22 protein-coding genes and 1 tRNA gene are annotated in these 21,083 nt (G+C 73.3%); 14 read left to right on the top strand and 9 right to left on the bottom strand.

Annotated elements, in window-relative coordinates:
- Positions 1-6: 6 nt before the first annotated feature.
- A complete protein-coding gene (otsB, locus tag ACF1AG_RS23940; RefSeq protein ID WP_359601419.1) occupies positions 7-867 on the top strand; it encodes a trehalose-phosphatase in 861 nt (286 codons plus the stop codon).
- Positions 868-1,025: 158 nt separating this feature from the next.
- On the opposite strand, the gene ACF1AG_RS23935 is transcribed toward otsB, so the two are convergent.
- Positions 1,026-1,262, bottom strand: a complete 237-nt coding sequence (locus ACF1AG_RS23935; RefSeq protein WP_359601420.1) for a DUF3263 domain-containing protein — start codon at positions 1,260-1,262, stop codon at positions 1,026-1,028.
- A 10-nt stretch (positions 1,263-1,272) separates the two neighbouring features.
- Positions 1,273-2,505: an extracellular solute-binding protein gene (locus ACF1AG_RS23930; protein WP_359601421.1), complete on the bottom strand. Its 1,233-nt coding sequence runs from the start codon at positions 2,503-2,505 to the stop codon at positions 1,273-1,275.
- A gap of 151 nt (positions 2,506-2,656) precedes the next feature.
- Here ACF1AG_RS23930 and ACF1AG_RS23925 point away from each other — a divergent pair, with 151 nt between their 5' ends.
- From ACF1AG_RS23925 to ACF1AG_RS23915, 3 genes are all read left to right on the top strand, one after another.
- Positions 2,657-3,619, top strand: coding sequence for an ROK family protein (locus ACF1AG_RS23925; protein ID WP_359601422.1), 963 nt, complete (start codon positions 2,657-2,659; stop codon positions 3,617-3,619).
- Positions 3,619-4,782: an N-acetylglucosamine-6-phosphate deacetylase gene (nagA, locus tag ACF1AG_RS23920; protein ID WP_387797773.1), complete on the top strand. Its 1,164-nt coding sequence runs from the start codon at positions 3,619-3,621 to the stop codon at positions 4,780-4,782. Before ACF1AG_RS23925 ends, nagA begins: the two co-directional genes overlap by 1 nt.
- A 117-nt stretch (positions 4,783-4,899) precedes the next feature.
- The gene (locus ACF1AG_RS23915) at positions 4,900-5,829 is read left to right on the top strand and encodes a 1-phosphofructokinase family hexose kinase (protein ID WP_359747346.1); all 930 of its coding nucleotides are present in this window, start codon (positions 4,900-4,902) and stop codon (positions 5,827-5,829) included.
- Positions 5,830-5,842: 13 nt separating this feature from the next.
- On the opposite strand, the gene ACF1AG_RS23910 is transcribed toward ACF1AG_RS23915, so the two are convergent.
- Together ACF1AG_RS23910 and cdgB are read right to left on the bottom strand one after the other, a co-directional pair.
- A complete protein-coding gene (locus ACF1AG_RS23910) occupies positions 5,843-6,760 on the bottom strand; it encodes a carbohydrate-binding protein (RefSeq protein ID WP_359601424.1) in 918 nt (305 codons plus the stop codon).
- A 114-nt stretch (positions 6,761-6,874) separates the two neighbouring features.
- Complete coding sequence (gene cdgB / locus ACF1AG_RS23905; protein ID WP_359601425.1) at positions 6,875-8,560, bottom strand: diguanylate cyclase CdgB; 1,686 nt, start codon at positions 8,558-8,560, stop codon at positions 6,875-6,877.
- A gap of 316 nt (positions 8,561-8,876) precedes the next feature.
- Between cdgB and ACF1AG_RS23900 the strand changes: the two genes are divergently transcribed.
- Together ACF1AG_RS23900 and ACF1AG_RS23895 are read left to right on the top strand one after the other, a co-directional pair.
- Positions 8,877-9,461 carry a flavin reductase family protein gene (locus tag ACF1AG_RS23900; RefSeq protein ID WP_359601426.1) on the top strand — a complete coding sequence of 195 codons (585 nt, stop codon included), beginning with the start codon at positions 8,877-8,879 and terminating at the stop codon, positions 9,459-9,461.
- Between the two features lie 53 nt (positions 9,462-9,514).
- On the top strand, positions 9,515-9,982 hold the full coding sequence (locus ACF1AG_RS23895; protein WP_359601427.1) for a GNAT family N-acetyltransferase: 468 nt from the start codon (positions 9,515-9,517) through the stop codon (positions 9,980-9,982).
- An 85-nt stretch (positions 9,983-10,067) separates the two neighbouring features.
- On the opposite strand, the gene arfB is transcribed toward ACF1AG_RS23895, so the two are convergent.
- The gene (gene arfB / locus ACF1AG_RS23890; protein WP_359601442.1) at positions 10,068-10,502 is read right to left on the bottom strand and encodes an alternative ribosome rescue aminoacyl-tRNA hydrolase ArfB; all 435 of its coding nucleotides are present in this window, start codon (positions 10,500-10,502) and stop codon (positions 10,068-10,070) included.
- Between the two features lie 151 nt (positions 10,503-10,653).
- Here arfB and ACF1AG_RS23885 point away from each other — a divergent pair, with 151 nt between their 5' ends.
- Positions 10,654-11,229 carry a TerD family protein gene (locus ACF1AG_RS23885; protein WP_048459028.1) on the top strand — a complete coding sequence of 192 codons (576 nt, stop codon included), beginning with the start codon at positions 10,654-10,656 and terminating at the stop codon, positions 11,227-11,229.
- A 97-nt stretch (positions 11,230-11,326) separates the two neighbouring features.
- A complete protein-coding gene (locus ACF1AG_RS23880; RefSeq protein ID WP_387797775.1) occupies positions 11,327-11,857 on the top strand; it encodes a GNAT family N-acetyltransferase in 531 nt (176 codons plus the stop codon).
- Here ACF1AG_RS23880 and ACF1AG_RS23875 read toward each other — a convergent pair.
- Positions 11,854-13,269, bottom strand: a complete 1,416-nt coding sequence (locus tag ACF1AG_RS23875; RefSeq protein WP_387797777.1) for a M1 family metallopeptidase — start codon at positions 13,267-13,269, stop codon at positions 11,854-11,856. The two genes, ACF1AG_RS23880 and ACF1AG_RS23875, sit on opposite strands and share 4 nt — an antisense overlap.
- Before the next feature lie 50 nt (positions 13,270-13,319).
- On the opposite strand from ACF1AG_RS23875, the gene ACF1AG_RS23870 reads away from it, so the two are divergent.
- Positions 13,320-13,820: a hypothetical protein gene (locus ACF1AG_RS23870; protein WP_359601430.1), complete on the top strand. Its 501-nt coding sequence runs from the start codon at positions 13,320-13,322 to the stop codon at positions 13,818-13,820.
- Positions 13,821-14,080: 260 nt separating this feature from the next.
- On the opposite strand, the gene ACF1AG_RS23865 is transcribed toward ACF1AG_RS23870, so the two are convergent.
- Entirely contained in the window at positions 14,081-14,758 is a 678-nt protein-coding gene (locus tag ACF1AG_RS23865; RefSeq protein ID WP_387797779.1) for a pentapeptide repeat-containing protein, read from the bottom strand.
- A 151-nt stretch (positions 14,759-14,909) separates the two neighbouring features.
- On the opposite strand from ACF1AG_RS23865, the gene ACF1AG_RS23860 reads away from it, so the two are divergent.
- Genes ACF1AG_RS23860 through ACF1AG_RS23850 form a run of 3 tightly spaced genes read left to right on the top strand, consistent with a single transcriptional unit; the run spans position 14,910 to position 18,057 of the window.
- A complete protein-coding gene (locus tag ACF1AG_RS23860) occupies positions 14,910-16,067 on the top strand; it encodes an NAD(P)-binding protein (protein ID WP_391810372.1) in 1,158 nt (385 codons plus the stop codon).
- Between the two features lie 59 nt (positions 16,068-16,126).
- A complete protein-coding gene (locus ACF1AG_RS23855) occupies positions 16,127-17,101 on the top strand; it encodes a zinc-binding dehydrogenase (RefSeq protein WP_391810371.1) in 975 nt (324 codons plus the stop codon).
- A 59-nt stretch (positions 17,102-17,160) separates the two neighbouring features.
- Entirely contained in the window at positions 17,161-18,057 is an 897-nt protein-coding gene (locus ACF1AG_RS23850) for an aminoglycoside phosphotransferase family protein (protein WP_387797783.1), read from the top strand.
- A gap of 55 nt (positions 18,058-18,112) precedes the next feature.
- Here the strand turns inward: ACF1AG_RS23850 and ACF1AG_RS23845 are convergent.
- Together ACF1AG_RS23845 and ACF1AG_RS23840 are read right to left on the bottom strand one after the other, a co-directional pair.
- Positions 18,113-18,189 (bottom strand) — tRNA-Thr (locus tag ACF1AG_RS23845).
- Between the two features lie 70 nt (positions 18,190-18,259).
- Entirely contained in the window at positions 18,260-18,676 is a 417-nt protein-coding gene (locus tag ACF1AG_RS23840) for a DUF3224 domain-containing protein (protein ID WP_359601435.1), read from the bottom strand.
- A gap of 116 nt (positions 18,677-18,792) precedes the next feature.
- On the opposite strand from ACF1AG_RS23840, the gene ACF1AG_RS23835 reads away from it, so the two are divergent.
- Together ACF1AG_RS23835 and ACF1AG_RS23830 are read left to right on the top strand one after the other, a co-directional pair.
- On the top strand, positions 18,793-19,833 hold the full coding sequence (locus tag ACF1AG_RS23835; protein WP_387797785.1) for a helix-turn-helix transcriptional regulator: 1,041 nt from the start codon (positions 18,793-18,795) through the stop codon (positions 19,831-19,833).
- A gap of 138 nt (positions 19,834-19,971) precedes the next feature.
- Entirely contained in the window at positions 19,972-21,060 is a 1,089-nt protein-coding gene (locus tag ACF1AG_RS23830) for a sn-glycerol-3-phosphate ABC transporter ATP-binding protein UgpC (protein WP_359601437.1), read from the top strand.
- The last annotated feature ends 23 nt before the right edge of the window (positions 21,061-21,083 follow it).

The following is a 21,083-nucleotide window of genomic DNA, read 5'->3' as shown; positions in this document are numbered from 1 at the left end:
GGGCACATGGCCAGTCATACGGATTCCACGGACCCCGGAGCGCTGCCGACGCCGGTCACGCAGGCCGGGCGGGACGGACTCGACGCGCTCCTGGCCCACCCGGGCAAGGCGCTGATCGGGCTCGACTTCGACGGCACGCTCGCCCCGATCGTGCCCGACCCCGAGCAGGCCCGCGCCCACCCGGACGCGGTGCCGGCGCTCGCCGCGCTCGCCCCGGAGGTCGCGGCGGTGGCCGTCGTCACCGGCCGCCCGCCGGGTGTCGCGGTCCGCCACGGCGGTTTCGCGGGCGTGCCCGGTCTCGAGCACCTGGTGGTGCTCGGCCACTACGGCGCCGAACGCTGGGACGCGGTCACCGGTACCGTCACCGCGCCCGCCCCGCATCCCGGTGTCGCCGCCGCCCGCGCCGAGCTGCCGGGGCTGCTGGACCGGGTGGGGGCGTGGCAGGGCACGTGGATCGAGGAGAAGGGGCGGGCGGTCGCCGTCCACACCCGCAGGGCGTCCGACCCGCAGGCCGCCTTCGAGTCCCTGCGCGAGCCGCTGGCGGACCTCGCGACGCGGCACGGTCTTGTCGTGGAGCCGGGTCGGATGGTGCTGGAGCTGCGGCCGCCGGGGATGGACAAGGGGGTCGCGCTGCTGGAGTACGCGCGGGAGATCGGGGCGGGGTCGGTGCTGTACGCCGGGGACGACCTGGGCGACCTGGCGGCCTTCACGGCGGTGGACAAGCTCCGTGCGTCGGGCACGCCGGGCGTGCTGGTGTGCAGCGGCAGCGAGGAGGTCACGGAACTGCGGGAGCGGGCCGACCTGGTGGTCGACGGCCCGTCGGGGGTGGTCCGCCTGCTGCGCGTGCTGGCGGCCGCGCTCGCCTGACGAAGGGTTTCGCCCCCGCCGCCCCTTCCCGTACCCGGCCCCGGGGCTCAAACGCCTGAGGGGCTACTTCCAGCCCGTCCGGCGTTTGAGGACAAAGGGGGTCTGGGGGCGCAGCCCCCAGGGACGGGAAGGGAAGGGGCGGCGGGGGCGAGAGACCCCTACCGCTCCCCGCGCCGCGCCTCCCGCACCCGCCGCAGCCGGTTCACCGTCACGGGATCGTGGGCCAACGCCCGCGGATCGTCGAGCAGCGCGTTGAGGAGTTGGTAGTACCGCACCGGTACCAGCCCCAGCTCCTCCCGGATCACCCGCTCCTTCGCCCCCGGCGACACGACCCCCCGCCGCTCCAGCGCGAGCACCTCCCGCTCGAGGCGTCCCAGATCCTCAGCCTCACCCATGCCGGGCAGGCTACCCCGCGCTGTCCGCCCGCACGGCCGCCGCCTGGAGCTCGCCGAGGACGGCCGCCGGGCTGCCGCCCGGTTCCACGGCCCTGCCGATCTTCTGCTTGACCTCCGCGTTCACCGCGGCCCACGACGTCTTGCCCACCGGGTACTGCTCCGACAACGGCAACTGGTCGAGGAACGGCTTGAGTTCCTTGTCCTGCCCCGACGCCGCCATCGCCCGCGACGCGGAGTTGGTGACCGGCAGCAGGTCGTACTCGCGGGAGAAGTCCAGCACGTTCTCCTCGCTGTAGACGAAGTCGAGGAAGTCCCCGATCTCGTCGCGGTGCCCGTTCTTCTCGAACGCCATCATCCAGTCCGCGACGCCCAGCGCGGACGGTGTCTCGCCGTCGGCGCCGGGGATCGGCACCATGCCGTACTTCACGCCCTTCTTCCGCGCCATCTCCATCAGGGAGGGATGCCCGTTGAGCATGCCGACGTCCCCGGCGGCGAACGCCTCGAACGCCTTCGCCCGGTCGAGCTTGCCGGGCGCGACGGGCCCGGTGAGCCCCTTGCCGACGAGTTCGTCCCGCAGCCAGCTGAAGGTCTCGACGTTCTCCGTGGAGTCGATGCCGTAGGTGCCGCCGATGTCGGTGTAGCCGCCGTCGCCGCTCAGCAGCCACTGGAGGGTCTCGGCCTGGGCCTCCTCGGGGCCGAGCGGCAGCGCGTACGGGAACTTCACCCCGTCCGCCTTGAGCGCCTCGGCGCACTCGACCAGTTCCTCCCAGGTCTCGGGCGGGGTGAGCCCGGCCTCGGCGAAGAGGGACTTGTTGTAGAACAGCAGCCGCGTGGAGGCGGCGAACGGCATGCCGTACTGCACGCTGTTGACCTCGCCGGCGCCGGAGAGCTGCGAGAGGAAGTCCGCCTGGACGGGGATGGAGAGCAGGTCGCCGGCGCGGTGGAGCAGGCCCTGGGAGGCGTAGTCGGCGTAGGCGCCGATCTGCGCCATGTCCGGCGGGTTCCCGGCGTCGACCATCTCCTTGACCTTGCGGTCGACGTCGTTCCACGAGTACACGCTGACGTCGATCTCGACGTCAGGGTGGTCGGACTCGTACCGCTCGACCAGGTCGGCCCAGTACTTCTCGGAGCTGTCGGCCGCGCCGTTGCCGTAGTCGGCGGCGACCAGCGTGAGGGTCACGTCGGAGGACTCCCCGCCGACCCCGCATCCGCTCAGGACCGCTGCAAGTCCCAGCGCGGACACCGCCGCGATCGTCCTTGTCCTGACCCGCCCTCGCACGTGCACTCCCCTGGTCCGGCGCCCAGCGCCGATCAACGTTCCGATTATCGGATTAAGGTCTACACCACGTGAGTGGACTAGACCTCTCGCGGGTCCGGGGGTCACACTGTTCCCCGTGAAACATGTCATCGCCCTCGACGTGGGCGGCACCGGGATGAAGGCCGCCCTGGTCGGGGCGGACGGCGAGCTGCTGCACCAGGCCCGCCGCCCCACCGGCCGTGACCGCGGCCCGGACGCTGTCGTGGCGGGCATTCTCGACTTCGCGGCGGAGCTCCGCGCCCATGGCATCCGCGCCCACGGCGAACCGGCCTCGGCCGCCGGTGTCGCCGTCCCCGGCATCGTCGACGAGACGGAGGGCGTCGCCGCCTACGCCGCCAACCTCGGCTGGCGCGACGTGCCCCTGCGCGCCCTGCTCGCCGAGCGGCTCGGCGTCCCCGTGGCGCTCGGGCACGACGTGCGCACCGGCGGTCTCGCCGAGGGCCGCATCGGGGCCGGACGGGGCACCGACCGCTTCCTCTTCGTCCCGCTCGGCACCGGTATCGCGGGCGCCATCGGCATCGGCGGCAAGGTCGAGGCCGGCGCGCACGGCTTCGCCGGCGAGATCGGACACATCGTCGTACGGCCCGGCGGCGCGGAGTGCCCCTGCGGTCAGCGCGGGTGCCTGGAGCGGTTCGCGTCCGCGTCGGCCGTGAGCCGGGCGTGGGCCGAGGCGAGCGGCGTCCCGGGCGCGGACGCGGCGGACTGCGCCAAGGCCGTTGCCTCGGGCGACGAGCGGGCCGTGCGGGTGTGGCAGGAGGCGGTGGACGCGCTCGCCGACGGGCTGGTCACCGCACTCACCCTGCTGGACCCGCGCACGCTGATCATCGGTGGCGGGCTCGCCGAGGCGGGGGAAACCTTGTTCACACCGCTGCGGGAGGCCGTCCGGCGGCGGGTCACCTTCCAGAAGCTTCCGTCCCTGGTCCCCGCGGCCCTCGGGGACACCGCGGGATGCCTGGGCGCGGGTCTTCTCGCCTGGGACCTGATCGGGGCCACCGACCCGTCGATCGAGACCACTGACCCCTCGGAGGTAACCACCTGATGGCCCCCACCAAGGTTCTCACCGGTGCCCGGGTGGTCCTGCCCACCGGGACCGTGGACGACGCCCGCGTGACCGTCGAGGGCACGCGCATCGCGGCCACGGCTCCCGGCCCGTCCGCCGCGGAGGGGACGGCCGAGACGGTCGACCTGCGCGGCCACTGGCTGGTGCCCGGCTTCGTCGACATCCACAACCACGGCGGCGGCGGGGTGTCCTTCGCCGGCGGCACCGCCGAGGACGTCCTCCAGGGCGTCCGCACGCATCTGCACCACGGCACCACCACCGTGGTCGCCTCCGCCGTCACCGGCGACCTGGACTTCCTCGCCCGGCACGCGGGGATGCTGGCGGAGCTGGCCCAGCAGGGCGACATCGCCGGCATCCACTTCGAGGGGCCGTTCATCTCCCCCTGCCGCAAGGGCGCGCACGACGAGACGCTGCTGCGCGACCCCGACCCGGCGGAGGTGCGCAAGCTGATCGACGCGGCCCACGGCCACGCCCGGATGATGACGCTCGCGACCGAACTCCCCGGCGGCCTGGACTCCGTACGGCTGCTCGTCGAGCACGGCGTGATCGCCGCCGTCGGCCACACCGACGCCACCTACGAGCAGACGGTGGCCGCCGTCGACGCGGGCGCGACCGTCGCCACCCACCTGTTCAACGCGATGCCGCCGCTCGGCCACCGCACCCCCGGCCCGATCGCGGCGCTGCTGGAGGACGAGCGGGTCACCGTCGAGCTGATCAACGACGGCACGCATCTCCACCCGGCCGCGCTGCAGTTCGCGTTCCACCACGCGGGCCGCGACCGGGTCGCCTTCATCACCGACGCGATGGACGCGGCCGGCTTCGGCGACGGCCGCTACATGCTCGGCCCGCTGGAGGTCGAGGTCGCGGACGGCGTGGCCCGGCTGGTGGAGGGCAACTCGATCGCCGGCTCCACGCTCACCCTGGACCGCGCCTTCAAGCGGGCGGTGACGGTGGACGGGCTGCCCGTCGAGGACGTCGTCGCGGCGGTGTCCGCCAACCCGGCGCGCCTGCTCGGCCTGTCCGACCGCATCGGCTCCCTGGAGTCCGGCAAGGACGCCGACCTCGTGGTCCTCGACGACGCCTTCGAGCTGGTGGGCGTCATGCGCAAGGGGGAATGGGCGGTCGCTCCCCAACTGGCCTGATCCGTCCCCGGGACCGGTCCACGGCGGCCGGTCCCGGGGGTGGGCCGACCGCCTTCCTTTTGGCATGATCGTGACCCCGGGGCCATGGAAGGCAGGCAAGAGGGGGAGGTCGGCCCGGTGATTCTCACGGTCACGCTGAACACCGCTCTCGACATCACCTATCGCGTCCCGTCCTTGCGGGCAGGTGCCTCGCACCGGGTCTCCGAGGTTCTGGAACGCCCCGGCGGCAAGGGCGTCAACGTGGCGCGGGTACTGGCCGCGCTCGGCCACGAGGTGACCGTCACGGGCTTCTCCGGCGGTCCCACGGGCCGCGTCCTGCGCGACCGCCTCGCCGAAGTGCCGCACCTCACCGACGCGTTGGTCCCGGTCTCCGCCGCCACCCGCCGCACGGTGACCCTCGTCGACGACCGCACCGGTGCCGCGACCCATCTGAACGAGCCCGGCCCGGACATCACCCCCGCCGAGTGGTCCGCCTTCCAGGAGGTCTACGAGGACCTGCTGGTGTCCGCCTCGGCGGTGGCCCTGTGCGGCAGCCTGCCCCCGGGCGTCCCCGTCGGCGCCTACGCGAACCTCGTCCGCACGGCCCGCGCGGCCCGGGTCCCGGTGCTGCTCGACACGAGCGGGGCGGCGCTGCGACGCGGTGTGGCGGGCCGGCCGGACCTGCTGAAGCCCAACACCGAGGAACTGGCCGAACTCACCGGCTCCCACGAGCCGTTGCGCGCCACCCAGGACGCCCGCCGCCGGGGTGCGGGCACGGTGGTCGCGTCCCTGGGCGCGGACGGCCTGCTGGCGGTGACTCCGGAGGGCCGCTGGCGCGCGACCCCGCCGGCCCCGCTGACCGGCAACCCCACGGGCGCGGGCGACGCGGCCGTGGCGGGTCTGCTGTCCGCCCTGGTGGAACACCGCCCCTGGCCGGAACGCCTGATCCGCGCCACGGCCCTCTCCGCGGCCACGGTCCTCTCCCCCACAGCCGGCGACTTCGACCACGCGGCCTACGACCGCTTCCTGACGACGGTCACGGTCACGGGCGTGGCCACGGCGGCGTGAGAAGCCCTTTCGGCTACTCCGGCTGGGCGAGCCACAGCTGGTCGAGGACCGCGTTGCACTTGTTGCCCTCGTTGCAGACCAGCTCGATGGTGTTGGTGCCGTCGTTGAGGTTCACGTTGGCCCAGGTCTCTTTCCAGCCCTTCTCCCAGTCGCCCTTGGGAGAGTTGCCGAAGTTCTTCATGTTCAGCGGGCGGCTCTCGGGCTTGCCGTTGACCACGATGGTCGCGTCGGCGTCCTCTCCGGGGATGCCGTACTGCACGTAGAAACGGTAGTTGCCGGCCTTGACGCCGTTGACGGTCCAGGTGACCTTCGAACCGACCTGGTTGAAGCCGGTGACGTAGACGCCGCCGTCGGCCTTAGCGCCCTTGAACTCCGACGCGAGGGTCGCGCCGCCGTCGAGGCGGAGCGCCTTCGCGTCTATGGCGGGCAGCTTCGCCTTGTCCTTGTCCTCCTCCTCCGAGGAGGACGGGCTCGGCTCGCCGGTCTCCTGGGTGGCCGTCGGGGACGGACCCGCCTCGTTGCCGCCCTTGTCGTCGTCGTCACCGCTGATCATGGCGACGCCGATGCCGATGACGACCGCCGCGACCACGGCGATCGCGCCGATGAGCAGACCCTTGGTGTTGGGGCCGCCGCCGCGGCCGCCGCGGGACGGCTGCGGGGTGCGGGCCGTGGTCGCGCCGCCGGGCAGCGTCTCGGGCGCGGCGTAGTGCGCGCTGGGCTGACCGAAGGCGCCCTGCTGGGGCGGTGCCTGCGGGGCGGGCCCCTGCTGGCCGTACTGGCGGGAACCGACCGGCCGCACCCGGTTCACCGAGTTCGGGTAGCCGTAACCCCCGGACGGCGGCTGGGCTCCGTTGGCCTGCCCGTCGGCGTACAGATAGCCGAACGGGTCGTCGTCCTCGGGCGTGCTCGCGCCGTTGTTGCCGGGCGTCATCCCCTGTGCTCCTAGCTGCGGATCGGGTGCGTACGTGTGCGGAGAAGCCGAGCCTACCCGGTTCCTCTGACCCGAAAGGGTGACCCGGACCGCATCAACCCACCGACCTGCACGTCATCCGGCGCGCCGGTGCTGTTTGGGACGAGATCGTTTCTCGACGTACATCCGTTCGTCAGCCGATTTCAACACTTCGTCGGCCGTCATTCCGCAATGGGCCCACCCGATACCGAAGCTGGCGCCGACCCGCACGGCCCGTCCCTCGGCCCGGATGGGCTGGATGATCTCGTTGCGCAGCCGCACGGCGAGGTCCTGCGCGTCGGCCCGGCCGAGCCCGTCGGCGAGGATGACGAATTCGTCACCCCCGAGCCGGGCCACGGTGTCACCGTCCCGCACGCCCCCGCTGAGCCGCCGGGCGACCTCGATGAGAACCGCGTCACCCGCGTTGTGCCCGAACCGGTCGTTGATCGACTTGAAGCCGTCGAGGTCGCAGAAGAGCACCGCGAGCCCCTTGGTGCCGTCGTCGGCGTCCGCGGCGGGCGCGACGGTGTGCACGTGGTGGTCGTAGCCGTCGTACGCGTCACGGCCGGGCGGGAAGTCGAAGTCGTGGCCGCGGTCGAAGGCGGGCGGGCCGAACGCGGCGTCGTGGGAGTCGAAGGACTCGTAGGGCTCCATGGAGTCCACGGCCGCCGGCAGGGTGAGCGGCTGCTGGCTGCACAGCCGGGCGGAGAGCCGGGAGCGCAGTTCGGCGGAGTTCGGCAGGCCGGTGAGCGAGTCGTGGGAGGCGCGGTGGGCGAGCTGGAGCTCACGGCGCTTGCGCTCCTCGATGTCCTCGACGTGGGTGAGCAGGAAGCGCGGCCCGTCGGCGGCGTCGGCGACGACCGAGTTGCGCAGGGAGACCCACACGTAGGTGCCGTCGCGCCGGGCGAGCCGCAGCTCCGCCCGGCCGCCCTCGGCGGAGGTGCGCAGCAGGGTGCCTATGTCCTCGGGGTGGACGAGGTCGGAGAAGGAGTAGCGGCGCATCGCGGAGGCCGGCCGGCCGAGCAGCCGGCACAGGGCGTCGTTGGTGCGCAGGATGCGGCCGTGCTGGTCGCCGCCCATCTCGGCGATGGCCATGCCGGAGGGCGCGTACTCGAAGGCCTGCCGGAAACTCTCCTCGCTGGCCCGCAGCGCCTGCTGCTCGCGCTCCAGGCGGACCAGGGCGCGCTGCATGTTGGAGCGCAGCCGGGCGTTGCTGATCGCGATGGCGGCCTGGAAGGCGTACATCTGGAGGGCCTCGCGGCCCCAGGCGCCGGGCCGGCGGCCGTTGCGCGGGCGGTCGACGGAGAGCACGCCGATCAGTTCGCCGGAGGTGCCGCCGCCCTGCGGTCCGGGCGCGTACATGGGGGCGAAGAGGCGGTCGGCGGGGTGCCACTCGTCCTCGAAGCGGGGAGCGGGCCCGTCGGTGTACCACTGCGGGACGTCGTCGTCGTCGAGGACCCAGCCCTCGGTGTGCGGTATGAACACCAGGTCGCCCCAGCGCTCGCCCATGGTGAGCCGGCGGTCCCAGGACTCTCGGGAGCCGACCCGGCCGGTGATGAGGGCCTCCGCCGCCGCGTTCCCGGAGAGGGCGGCGACCACGAGGTCGCCGTCGGGGCGTACGAGATTGACGCAGGCCAGCTCGTACCCGAGGGCGCCCACGACGCCGTCGGCGACCGTCTGCAAGGTGTCCGCCAGACTGCGCGCCGTGTTCATGTCGGCCATGGCCCGGTGGAGTTGTCGCAGCGATGCAAGACGGACGTAGGGTTCCGACTCGGTCTCCATCCTCGCCCTCCCCCCGAGACCTCGCAGCGCATCAAGGGTCATCATCGGCGTATCGTCGCAGCAGCTTCCCCGCCACTGAATCACAGCGCGCTGCTCACCCGGTACACAGGGTCAACAATTCTTGCCCCTTGTGACTCAAGTCACAGCTAAACGTGAACAATTGCGTGGTCTACGCGCGATATTCCGGCCCATATCCGTGATGCGGATCGTGTGGTGATTGTGCATGAATTGTGCCCGGATAGGCCGCTGGTCCTAGGTCCCGGTTCGGGCCACGGTCCGATGCGGTGCCCGTGCAGCGGAGATTAGCGTTTCCGGTGTGCTGAACACTCCCGCCGCCCCGGCCTCGATCACCGTTCCGCCCGCCGCCCGGCATGCTGAGGGGGTGAGCAACGACGAGTTCCGTGCCGCCATGTCCCGTCTGGCCGCCGGTGTGGTCCTGGTGACCGCCGTGGAGCCGCCGCTGGACCCGGACGACCCGGGGGCGCCGGCCGGCGAGGACGTCGGCATGACCGCGACGGCGTTCCTGTCCGTCTCCCTGGACCCGCCGTTGGTGCTGGTCAGCCTCCGTACCGGCTCCCGCATGGACGAGCTGCTGGAGGAGCAGCCGCTGTGGGCGGTGTCCGTGCTGTCCGAGAGCCAGCGCCACATCGCGGGCCGCTTCTCGATGAAGGGCCGGGTCAGCGACCGTTTGCTGTTCGCGGACATTCCCTACCTGCGCGGCGAGTACACGGGAGCCCCGCTGGTCGGCGGCGCGCTGGCGACCCTGGAATGCCGCACCGAACAGCGGGTGGAGGCGGGCGACCACACCCTGGTGATCGGCCGCGTGATGACGGCCGCCGTGCCGAGCGCGGAGGGCGGCCCGCTCACCTATTTCCGGGGCCGTTACCGCCAGTTGGGCTGAGCGCCCCCCAAATCCCTTTTACCGCGGGCGTCTCACCCGCCTACCCTCCCGGCATGACGACCGCCGCGGCCCCGCGCCTCGAAAAGATCACACCCGCGAATCTCGAGGCCGCCCTCGCCCTGCGGGTCCGCGCGGAACAGGAATTCGCCGTCGACCCGGTGGCCCATTCCCTCGCGGAGGCGTACGTCCGCCCCGACAAGTCGTGGCCGCGCGTGATCGTGGACCAGGGCCGCGTGGTCGGCTTCGTGATGGCGTTCCTCGACTTCGACTGGCGCGACGACGGCACCGACGTCCGCTCGGGCCTGTGGCGCCTCAACATCGCTGCGGACGAACAGGGCAGGGGCTACGGCCGCTTCGCGGTGAACGCGGTGGCGGAAGAACTACGCCGCCGCGGCACGAGGACACTCCACGTCACCTGGCACCCCGGCGAGCACGGCCCGGAGGACTTCTACCTCACCCTGGGCTTCGAGAAGACGGACGAGAAGGTCAACGGGGAGCACGTAGGAGTCCTGCGTCTGTAGGAACACCCTTCAGGGGCGCGGGGAACTGCCCGAACGACCCCCACCCACCCGCGGGTGAAGAACAAGGGCGTGGCCCACCCGCGTCTCACCAGTCCCGCGCGGAGCGCCCCCGCTTGGTCTCTGACCGCCGCTTCTTCTCCCGGAGCCGCCGCTCGTTGATCCCCCGCGGCACCCGAGTGGGCCTCCGCGGCTTGGGCGGAGGCGCCGTGGCCTCCGCGAGCAGCGCGGCCAGCCGCACCGCCGCCGCCTCCCGGTTGCGCCACTGCGACCGGTGCTCGGACGCCCGCACCGTGACGACGCCGTCGGTCAGCCGTCCCGCGAGCCGCTCCAGCGCCCGCCGCTTCCACACCTCGGGCAGCGCCTCGGTCCGCGCCAGGTCGAAGCGCAGCTCCACCTGGGTGTCGCTGGTGTTGACGTGCTGCCCGCCCGGCCCGGACGAGCGGGAGAAACGCCACATGAGCTCGGCCTCGGGCAGGGAGACGGAGCCGCGCACGACAAGGGGACCGGACATGGCATACAGGTTCCCGCGCCCGCACCGGTCACGTCACCCGAATATCCGTACCCGGGTAAAGAAAGTAAAGAGACCTGGAACCTCGCGCACCCCTCTCGGCGTTCAAGGTGGTAGCTGTAGCTTCATAGCCGTACGCAAACAAGGGAAGGGACTCCCAACAATGGCTGTAAGCCTGTCCAAGGGTGGCAACGTCTCGCTCACCAAGGAGGCTCCGGGCCTGACCGCCGTCACCGTGGGCCTCGGCTGGGACGTCCGCACCACCACGGGAACGGACTTCGACCTCGACGCGTCGGCGATCGCGGTCAACACGCAGGGCAAGGTCTACTCGGACGCCCACTTCGTGTTCTTCAACAACAAGCAGACCCCGGACAACACCATCGTCCACACCGGTGACAACCGCACCGGTGAGGGCGAGGGCGACGACGAGGCGATCAACGTCAACCTGGCGGCCCTCCCGGCCGACATCGACAAGATCGTCTTCCCGGTCTCGATCTACGACGCCGAGAACCGCAGCCAGAACTTCGGCCAGGTGCGCAACGCGTACATCCGCATCGTCAACCAGGCCGGCGGCGCCGAGATCGCCCGTTACGACCTGTCGGAGGACGCCGCGACCGAGACCGCGATGGTCTTCGGCGAGCTGTACCGCAACGGCGCGGAGTGGAAGTTCCGCGCGGTCGGCCAGGGCTACGCCTCGGGCCTCGTGGGCATCGCGCAGGACTTCGGCGTGAACGTCTGACGGACGCACCGCGACCGACCTGACGGAGCCCCCGCCCGCGTTCGCCGGGCGGGGGCTCCGCCGCGCCCGCCCGGCGGCCGCGCGCTACGTTGCCCCCGTGTTCCTCGAACCGCTGCGCCTCTCCCCGGACGGCGACCTCCCCGGTCCCGTGCTGACCGAGGTCACCGCCCTGTACGCCTCCAACCACGCCTTCCACGCCCTCAGCGGCGACTTCCCGGACCCGTACGGCATCCGCCCGGAGCAGGTCGCGGCCGAACTGGCCCGTGAGCTGTCCGACCCGCACACGGAGGTGCTGCTGGCCCGCGAGGCGGGTCTCCTCGCGGGCATCGCCGTCACGCTCTCCGAGCATCCCGACCCCGCCGACCCGGACGCCTGGATCGGCCTGCTGATGGTGGACGCGAGCCTCCACGGCCGGGGTCACGGCCGCCGTCTCGCCGCACTCGTCGAGGGCCGCCTGCGCTCGGCCGGCCACACCGCCGTGCGGCTCGCCGTGCTGGAGGACAACGCCCAGGGCCTCGCCTTCTGGACGGCCCTCGGCTGGACGGAGATCGACCGCCGCGCCGACCGTGCCCTCGGCCGCCCCTGCCGGGTCCTGCGCAAGCCCCTGACCGGCCCGGACCCCGCCTAGGAAGCGGTCGCCGGCCGCCCCTCCCCGTACAGCCACTTCTCCCAGACCCGGGAGAAGTCCTTGTCCGGCACCGCCTTCTCCACGTACGCGGTGAAGTCGTCCGTGCCGGCGTTGGCGTGCCGGTGCCGCGCCGCCCAGCCGCGCAGCAGGCGGCCGAAGGCCTCGTCACCGGCCGTCCTGCGGACCATGTGGAGGACCATCGCGCCGCGCCAGTACACCGGCGTGGCGGAGATGTGCGCCGCGTCCGGCGGGTCGGCGGGCGGGAAGGACCACAGCGCCGCGTTGGTGCCCGCGTCCGGGAAGTACGAGCCGGCGTACAGGCGGTCGAAGGTGCTCTGCGCGCTGCCCTCGCCGTGGTCCTCCTCCCACAGCCACTGCGCGTACGTGGCGAAGCCCTCGTTGAGCCACATGTCCCGCCAGGTCCGCGGGGTGACGGAGTCGCCGTACCACTGGTGGGCGATCTCGTGGACCAGCAGCGCCGTGTCGGGGGCGCCGGGGAAGACGGGGCGGTTCTGCGTCTCCAGGGCGTACCCGGCGTCGCCGGGGCGTTCGACGACCGCGCCCGCGGAGGAGAAGGGGTACGGCCCGAACCGCCGTTCCGCCCACTCGACGACCTCCGGGAGCAGCTTCACCGCGGCGCGGCTCGCGGCGGCCTGCTCCGGGTCGACGGCGGTGAACAGCGGCAGCCCGCCGGCGGTCTCCCCGCGGTGGACGTCGTAGCGGCCGATCGCGACCGTCGCGAGGTAGCTCGCCATGGGCTCGGGGGTGTGCCAGCGGTACGTCGTGCGGCCGTCCTTGGTCTCCTCACCGGCCGGTTCGCCGTTGGAGACCGCCCGCAGGCCCTCGGGCACGGTGACGGAGACGGTGTAGGCGGCCTTGTCGGAGGGGTGGTGGTTGCCGGGGAACCAGACCATGGAGCCGACCGGCTGGCCCAGCGCGAGCGCCCCGTCGGCGGTGCGCAGCCAGCCCTCCTCGGAACCGTCGGGGTCGGTGACCGTCTCCGGCCGGCCCGAGTAGCGCACGACGACCCGGAAGTGCGCGTCCCTGTCGAGGGCGCGGCGCGGCCGCACGGTCAGTTCCTGCCCCTCGCGGCCGAAGCGGGCGCCGGTGCCGTCGACGGTGACGGCGTCCACGTCGAGGCCCTGGAGGTCGAGGTTCAGAGCGGTGAGGTCCTCGGTGGCGCGGGCGTCGATCGTCGCGGTGCCGGTGAGCCGCCGGTCGTCGGGGTCGTAGGCGAGGGCGAGGTCGTAGTGGGTGACGTCGTAGCCGCCGTTGCCCGCCTTGGGGAAGTAGGGGTCGCCGGCGCCGTCGTCACCGGCGCCCTCGGCGCCGGGGCCGGGTCCGCACGCGGCGAGCGCCACCGCGAGCAGGGCGGCGGCGGTTCCGCGGCTCAGGGGGCGGGGGGTGCGCACGCCGGGATCCTATGGCGGCGGGGGCTCCGGGGCGTGACACCATCACCCACGTGCTCGACATCGGTTACGCCCTCTCCAACCGCTTCCCCGACCCCCCGCAGACCGACTACCGCCGCGCGGACGTCCACGCGCTGCGGCACGACCTGTTCTGCGGTGACGTCTACCTCGCCGACACCGAGTCGGACCGGGAGCTGTCCACAGCCTGGGGATGGGTGCCGGTGCTCGACTTCGCGTGGGCGCTGTGCGACATCGTGGAGCGCGTCGACCGCGACCCGGCGGGCTCGCGCGCGTCACGGCCTCAGCACGCCGAGCTGGACTTCACCGAGTCCACCGACCGGCTGCTGTTCGAACGGCGCTTCGGCTGGGTGGACATCGAGGCGGAGTGGCTCCCCGCGTCCGAGCCTCCGCTGACGTTCTCCCACTCCGAACTGCGCCGCGAGGCCCGCGACTTCCTGCACGACCTGCTGGCCGACCTGATCGACCTGCACGACGACCTCGGCGAGAACCCGGCGATCTGGACCCTCCAGGCCCGCTTCCCCCGCGTGAGCTGACCCTGCCGGGGCGGGCTCCGGGACGGCCGGGCTCCGTCCACGCGCCCGGCCGGCGCCCGAGCCCCGCCGCGCGACTGCGCGACTGGGCGACGACGCACGGCGGCCGGGCAGTCGTCGCGACCGACCGCCTGCGCCCCCGCCGTCGTCGCGGTACGTGCCGCGCGAGCAGCCCGGCGGTCACGGCCGGCCCGACGCCGCCCGTCTCCGGACGCCCGGTGCCGCGAGCGTGCCCCGCTCCGAAGCCGGGGCGCCGCCCCTGCTCACCCCTCCACCGTGATCCCCAGCTCCCCCGCGAGCACCGGCGCCAGATCCAGCAGCTGGGACGGGCTGATCACCGCGCCGGACAGGCGGTCCACCCCTCGGGCGATCTCCAGCGAGGCCGCCCGGCGCAGGTCCACGTCCTTCAGCACCGCGCCCGACAGGTCCACGCCCTTCAGCGTGCAGTCGACGAACTCCACGCGCTCCAGGCGCGCCCCGCCGAAGTCCGGCTCCACCAGCACGCAGCCCTCGAAGACGACGTCCTTCAGCGCCGCCGCGCGCAGGTTCAGGAAGTCGATCTTCCCGCCCCGGACCCGCACCCGCTCGAGCGCCGCCCCGTGCAGCTGGGTCCCGCCGAGGCGCGCGTCGGTCAGCTCGACGTCGCGCAGGGTCACCCCCGCCAGGTCCGTGCCCACGCCCCGCACCCCGTCGAGCACCGAGTCGAGCAGCCGCGCCCTGGGCAGCCGCGTCTCGTCCAGCGCGCACCCCCGCAGCGCGCAGTCCATGAAGCGCGCGCCCGCCCCGTCCTGCCCGGCGAGGTCCGTGCCGCCGAACTCCAGGCCGTCGTAGTCCCCGTCCGGCTCCAGACCGCCCCCCTCGAACGCCTCCAGCGGGGGGAGCCGCAGCTCCGGCCGCCGCGCCGCCCGCACACCCGGTCTCCCCGCCGCTCCACGCACCATGCGCCCATGCTGCACCCCGCCACCGACAACCCGCCCGGCCTGCGGAAACGCCCCGCGTGTCACATCCTGGCGCCGCCGGTCGTCCTGATTGTGCACCGCCGGACAACGTCTCCGGCGCCCGACCGAGCCCGACCGAGGGAGAAGCCCAGTCATGCACCGCATCACCGTCGTCGGCGGCGGATTCGCCGGACTCACCGCGGCCGTCTCCGCCGCGGAGGCAGGCGCCAAGGTCACCCTGTACGAGGCCCACCACACCCTGGGCGGCCGCGCCCGCACCGCCGACGCCCCCTACCGCACCAACGAGGGCCCGCACGCCCTCTACAGCGGCGGACCGCACTGGACCTGGCTGCGCGAACGCGGCCTGCTCGAACCCCTCGCCGCGCTGCCGCTGCGGGAGGCGGCCCGGCTGCGGCTGCGCCACCGGGGCGTGCTGCGCCGCACCCCGCCGCCCGCGACGCTGAAGCTGCTGCGGCCCGGCCTGCGGGCGCCCGTCGACGCGGACTTCCTCACCTGGGCCACCGGGATCGCCGGCCCGGAGGGCGCGCGGGCCGCCGCGCACTACTCGGCCGTCGCGCTGTTCCACCACGACCCCGGCTCGCTGTCCGCCGCGTTCGTGCACGAGCGGCTGCGCCGGGCCACGAAGCTGCCACCGGAGGCGCACTACCCGCGGGGCGGCTGGGGCGCGCTGATCGACCGGATGGCCGCCCACGCCTGGAACCTGGGCGTGCGCGTCGAGACCCTGTCCCGCGTCGACACCCTCCCCGCCGACACCCCGGTGGTCGTCGCCACCTCTCTGGAGTCCGCCCGCCGCCTCCTGCGCGACCCCTCGCTGACCTGGCCGAGCGGCCGCACCGTCCTGGTCGACCTGGCGCTGCGCACCCGGCGCGGCGACCCGTTCGTGGTGTCCGACCTGGACGCGCCCGGCTGGCTGGAGCGGTTCACCGCGCAGGACCGCACCCTCGCCCCGGCCGGCGAGCAACTGGTCCAGAGTCAGATCCCGGTCGGGCCGGGAGCGTCGAAGGCCGAGGGCGCCGGCCGCGCGGACGAACTGCTGGACCTGGGCTTCCCCGGCTGGCGGGAGCGGCTCACCTGGCGGCGCGAGGCGCTGGCGGACGGCCGTACCGGCGCCGTCGACCCGCCCGGCGCCACCTGGCGCGACCGGCCCGCCGTGGACCGCGGGGACGGGGTCTACCTGGCCGGGGACCGGGTCGCCGCGCCGGGCGTGCTGTCGGAGGTGTCCTTCACCAGCGCGCTGACGGCCGTCTCCCTCGCCCTCGGCCGGGACGCACTTGACCTCAAGCGCGCTTGAGGTCACACCGTGGGCAGCGGGGCGCACGGGGCGCCCCGCGACCACCCCAGGGGAGCACCATGCATGCCGTCCGACTGCACGCCTTCGGCCCCGCCGAGAACCTCACCTACGAGCGGGGCGAGGACCCGGTGCCGGGCCCGGGCCAGGTCCGGGTCGCCGTCCGGGCGGCCGGGGTCCACCTTCTCGACACCGCCCTGCGCGAGGGCCTGCGCGGACCCGCCCCGGCCCCGGCCGAGCTGCCGACGATCCCCGGCCGTGAGATCGCCGGTGTGGTCGACGCGCTCGGCCCGGACACGCCCGCCGGCTGGCTCGGCAGGCGGGTCGTCACCCACCTCGGCTTCGCCCCCGGCGGCTACGCGGAACTGGCCGTCGCCGACGCCGCGCGGCTGCACGGGATCCCGGGGCGCCTGGACTTCGCCGAGGCCGTCGCCATGATCGGCACGGGCCGTACCACGATGGGGATCGTGCAGTTCGCCGAGCCGGGCCCCGGTGACGTGGTCGCCGTCCCGGCCGCGGCGGGCGGCATCGGCACCCTCCTCGTGCAGTACGCCCGGAACGCGGGCGCCACCGTGATCGGCCTCGCCGGAGGCCCCGCGAAGACCGCCCTGGCCATGCGGGCCGGTGCCGGCCCCGCCGTCGACTACACCGCCCCCGGCTGGCCGGAGCGGCTGGAGGAGTACCGGGGCAAGCTCACCGTCGTGTACGACGGGGTGGGCGGGGACGTCGCCCGCACCCTGGTCGGCCTGCTCGCGCCGGGCGGACGGCACGTGGTGTTCGGCTGGACCTCGCAGGGCATCGGCAGCGACCGCCCGTACCTCGTCGACGGTGTCTCGGTCAGCGTCCTCGGCCCCGAGATGATGCGCCGCGCCGGCGGTGACGACCCCATGCGCACGCTGGAGTCCCGATCCCTCGCCGAGGCGGCCGCGGGCAGGCTCACCCCCGCCGTGCACCGCTTCCCCCTGTCCCGGGCCGCCGAGGCCCACCGGGCCCTGGAGAACCGGGGCACGACCGGCAAGGTCGTCCTGGAGCCCTGAACAGCCGTGCACGGGCCGCCCGGGAAACCGGGCGCGCCCCGCCCCCGTACCCCACTACCGTGCGAGACGTGATCGACATCCCCGCGAAGCTCGCCGAGGCCCAGATCAAGTTCAACAAGGAGGCCGGGCGGGCCTTCATCGCCGCCCTCCCGGACCTCGCCGCGGACTTCATGGCCCGCTGGGACCTGCGCCCCGCCGGGACGCCCATGCACGGCGTCAGCGCCCTGGTCCTCCCGGTCGACCGCGCCGACGGCACCCCGGCCGTGCTCAAGCTGCAACTCCGCGACCACGAGAGCGAGGGCGAGCCGGTCGCCCTGCGCCTGTGGAACGGCGACGGGGCGGTCCGCCTCCTCGACCACGACGAGCCGACCGGCACCATGCTGCTGGAGCGCCTGGACTCCTCCCGGATGCTCGCCCGCACGCCGGACGTCCACGAGGGCGTCCTGGTCATCGCGCGCCTCCTGGCCCACCTCCACACCACCGCGGCACCCCCGGGGATGCGCCACCTCGGCGACATCTCCGCGTCCATGCTGGAGCGCACGCCCGCAGTGCTGGAGCGCATCCCCGATCCGGAGGCCCGCCGCCTCGTCGCCGACTGCGCGGCCGCCGTGCGCGAGGTCGCGGACGAGCCCGGCGACCGGCTGCTCCACTGGGACCTGCACGACGAGAACGTCCTGGCCGCCGACCGCGCGCCCTGGCTGGCCATCGACCCCAAGCCGCTCGCCGGCGACCCCGGTTTCGACCTGTGGCCCGCCCTCGCCAACAACTTCGACCCCGGCGACGTCCTGTGGCGCTTCGACGCGATGACGGAGGTGCTCGGCCTGGACCGCGCGCGGGCCCGGGCGTGGACGTACGGGCGGGTGCTGCAGAACTGCCTGTGGGAGACGGAGGAAGGACGCCCTCTGGGCGAGGCGGACCTGGAGATCGCCCGACGCCTGCGCGGCGGTACGCGGTGAGGGGTCCCGGGAGCAGGAAACCCGGGCCGGAGAAGGTCCGGCCCGGGGAAGTCGATGGAGCCCCCTGTCGGATTCGAACCGACGACCTGCTGTTTACAAGACAGCTGCTCTGACCATCTGAGCTAAGGAGGCAGCGCGCGCGGCGCGCGCGAAGCGCGGTCCACTGTACACAGTGCCGGTTTCGCCGGGCCACGCACTTGATTCAGGCGCGCCCCGCCTCGTACGCGAAGCTGTACGGCACCTTCGTCTCGCCGTGCCGGTAGGTGAAGCCCCCTGTGCCGCGCAGCCCGGCCAGCCCGCCGGTGCCGGAGCCCTCGACCACCTCGAACGTGCAGTGCACGGTGCCGTCGTCGGCGAAACGGCCGCGCTCCTCCAGCACGAAGGCGCCCGAGCGGCCGTCGACCCGGCCGGTGACGAGCTCCAGCCCGGCGAAGGTGCCGGTGGCGGCGGTGTCGTAGGCGATCGTGTAGTCGCAGACGGTGGCCTCGGCCTCGATGCCTCCGGAGAAGGCGTTGACGACGGTGGCGTGCGCGAGCCGGGGGAAGGCGTCCTCCGGCGAGACGGGGTTCTCCTTCCAGTCGGTGAAGGTGAAGTGGCCGGTGGTCTCGGTGACGGGCATGGCTGATCCCTTCCAGGGGCGGCTGCAACGGCGCGTCTGGCGCTGTGCCGCCCAGCCTTCCGGCCGTACCTGACACCCTCTGTCAGGTACGGCGTCGCGGTCCGAGAATGGGCCGCATGCGCGCCGACCGGCTCCTCACCCTGCTCCTGCTGCTGCAGAACCGCGGCCGGATGACCGCGCCCCAGCTCGCCGCCGAACTCGAGGTGTCGGTGCGCACCGTCTACCGGGACGTCGAGGCGCTCGGCGCGTCCGGAGTGCCGGTGCTCACCGAGCGCGGACCCCAGGGCGGCTTCCGTCTGGTGGAGGGCTACCGGACGCGGCTCACCGGGCTGACCGACGCGGAGGCCGGTTCGCTGGTCCTGGCGGGGCTGCCGGGGCCGGCCGGGGAGCTGGGGCTCGGGGCGGTGCTGGCGAGTGCCCAGCTCAAGGTGGAGGCGGCCCTGCCGGACGGGCTGGCGGAGCAGGCGCGGCGGGTGCGCGAGCGGTTCCACCTGGACGCGCCGGCCTGGTTCCGGGACGCCGACCCGGTGCCGTACCTGGCGGTGGTCGCGCGGGCGGTGTGGGAGCGGCGGGTGCTGCGGACCCGGTACGCGCGCTGGCGCGGCGAGGTGCGGCGGGAAGTGCGTCCACTGGGGCTCGTGCTGAAGGGCGGCATCTGGTATCTGGTCGCCCTCGCGGACGACGCGGTGCGCACCTACCGCGTCTCGCGGTTCCAGGAGGTGGAGGAGACCGGCGAGGTGTTCGTCCGGCCCGCCGGGTTCGGCCTGGCCGCGTACTGGACGGAGACCTCGCGGCGGCTGGAGGCGGCGCTGCGGCAGGACACGGCTCGGCTGCGGCTGTCCCCGCGCGGACGGAAGCTGCTGCCGATGCAGTTCGGGGCGGCGGGCGCGCGGGCGCTGGACCGGGCGGGGCCGCCGGACGCGGACGGCTGGGTGGAGGTGGAGCTGCCGGTGGAGTCGGAGGCGGTGGCCACCGGCGATCTGCTGCGCCTCGGGGTGGAGGCGGAGGTGCTGGGCCCGCCGGGCCTGCGGCGGGCGGTCGCGGAGGCGGTGACGGTCCTGGCCGACCGGTACGCAGCCGACGCCGACGGACAAGAAGCGGAGTTATACGAACAGGATCGAAAGTTTCCGCGAAATTCACAGCCCGGAACATGCTGACAAGCAGGTGAACGCCGGGTACCGTCCTGAGCCAGTTCACTCGTGTGGACCACACACCACAACGGAACACCCGTCGTGGCATCACCTTCCTACTCGGATCGTCCGGCACGTTCCTGCCGGTAGAAGGGGACCATTCACATGGCCACTGTCACGTTCGACAAGGCGACCCGGGTCTACCCCGGTTCGACCAAGCCCGCCGTCGACGCCCTGGACATCGAGATCGCGGACGGCGAGTTCCTCGTCCTGGTCGGCCCGTCCGGTTGCGGCAAGTCCACCTCGCTCCGCATGCTCGCGGGTCTCGAGGACGTCAACGGCGGCGCCATCCGCATCGGCGACCGCGACGTCACGCACCTGCCGCCGAAGGACCGGGACATCGCCATGGTGTTCCAGAACTACGCGCTCTACCCGCACATGACGGTCGCCGACAACATGGGCTTCGCGCTCAAGATCGCCGGCGTCAACAAGGCGGAGATCCGCAAGAAGGTCGAGGAGGCCGCGAAGATCCTCGACCTCAGCGAGTACCTGGACCGCAAGCCGAAGGCGCTCTCCGGCGGTCAGCGCCAGCGTGTGGCGATGGGCCGCGCCATCGTGCGTGAGCCGCAGGTGTTCCTCATGGACGAGCCGCTGTCCAACCTGGACGCCAAGCTCCGTGTGTCCACCCGTACGCAGATCGCGTCGCTCCAGCGCCGTCTGGGCATCACCACCGTCTACGTCACCCACGACCAGGTCGAGGCCCTCACCATGGGCGACCGCGTCGCGGTGCTCAAGGACGGTCTGCTCCAGCAGGTCGACACCCCGCGCAACATGTACGACAGGCCCGCGAACCTGTTCGTCGCCGGCTTCATCGGCTCCCCGGCCATGAACCTGGTCGAGGTCCCGGTCGCCGACGGCGGCGTGAAGTTCGGCAACTCGGTGGTGCCGGTGCAGCGTGACGCGCTCTCCGCCACCAGCGACAAGACCGTCACCGTGGGCGTCCGCCCCGAGCACTTCGACGTCGCCGGCGCCGAGTCCGACCAGGGCGTCGCGGTCACCGTGAACGTCGTGGAGGAGCTGGGCTCCGACGCCTTCGTCTACGGCACCGCGCAGATCGGCGGCGAGGCGAAGGACCTGGTGGTCCGCGTCGGCGGCCGCGAGGTCCCGGAGAAGGGCAGCACGCTGCACGTCGTGCCGCGGCCCGGCGAGACCCACGTGTTCTCCACGTCGACGGGCGCGCGCCTGTCCGACTGAGCGAGTTGACGCCCGAGGGGCCC

It is taken from the genome of Streptomyces sp. NPDC014764 (genome assembly GCF_043082785.1).
GTDB classification, from domain to species: Bacteria; Actinomycetota; Actinomycetes; order Streptomycetales; family Streptomycetaceae; genus Streptomyces; species Streptomyces althioticus.
The sequence above is the reverse complement of the archived record's forward strand: the minus strand, read 5'-3'. Positions and strand labels throughout refer to the sequence as shown.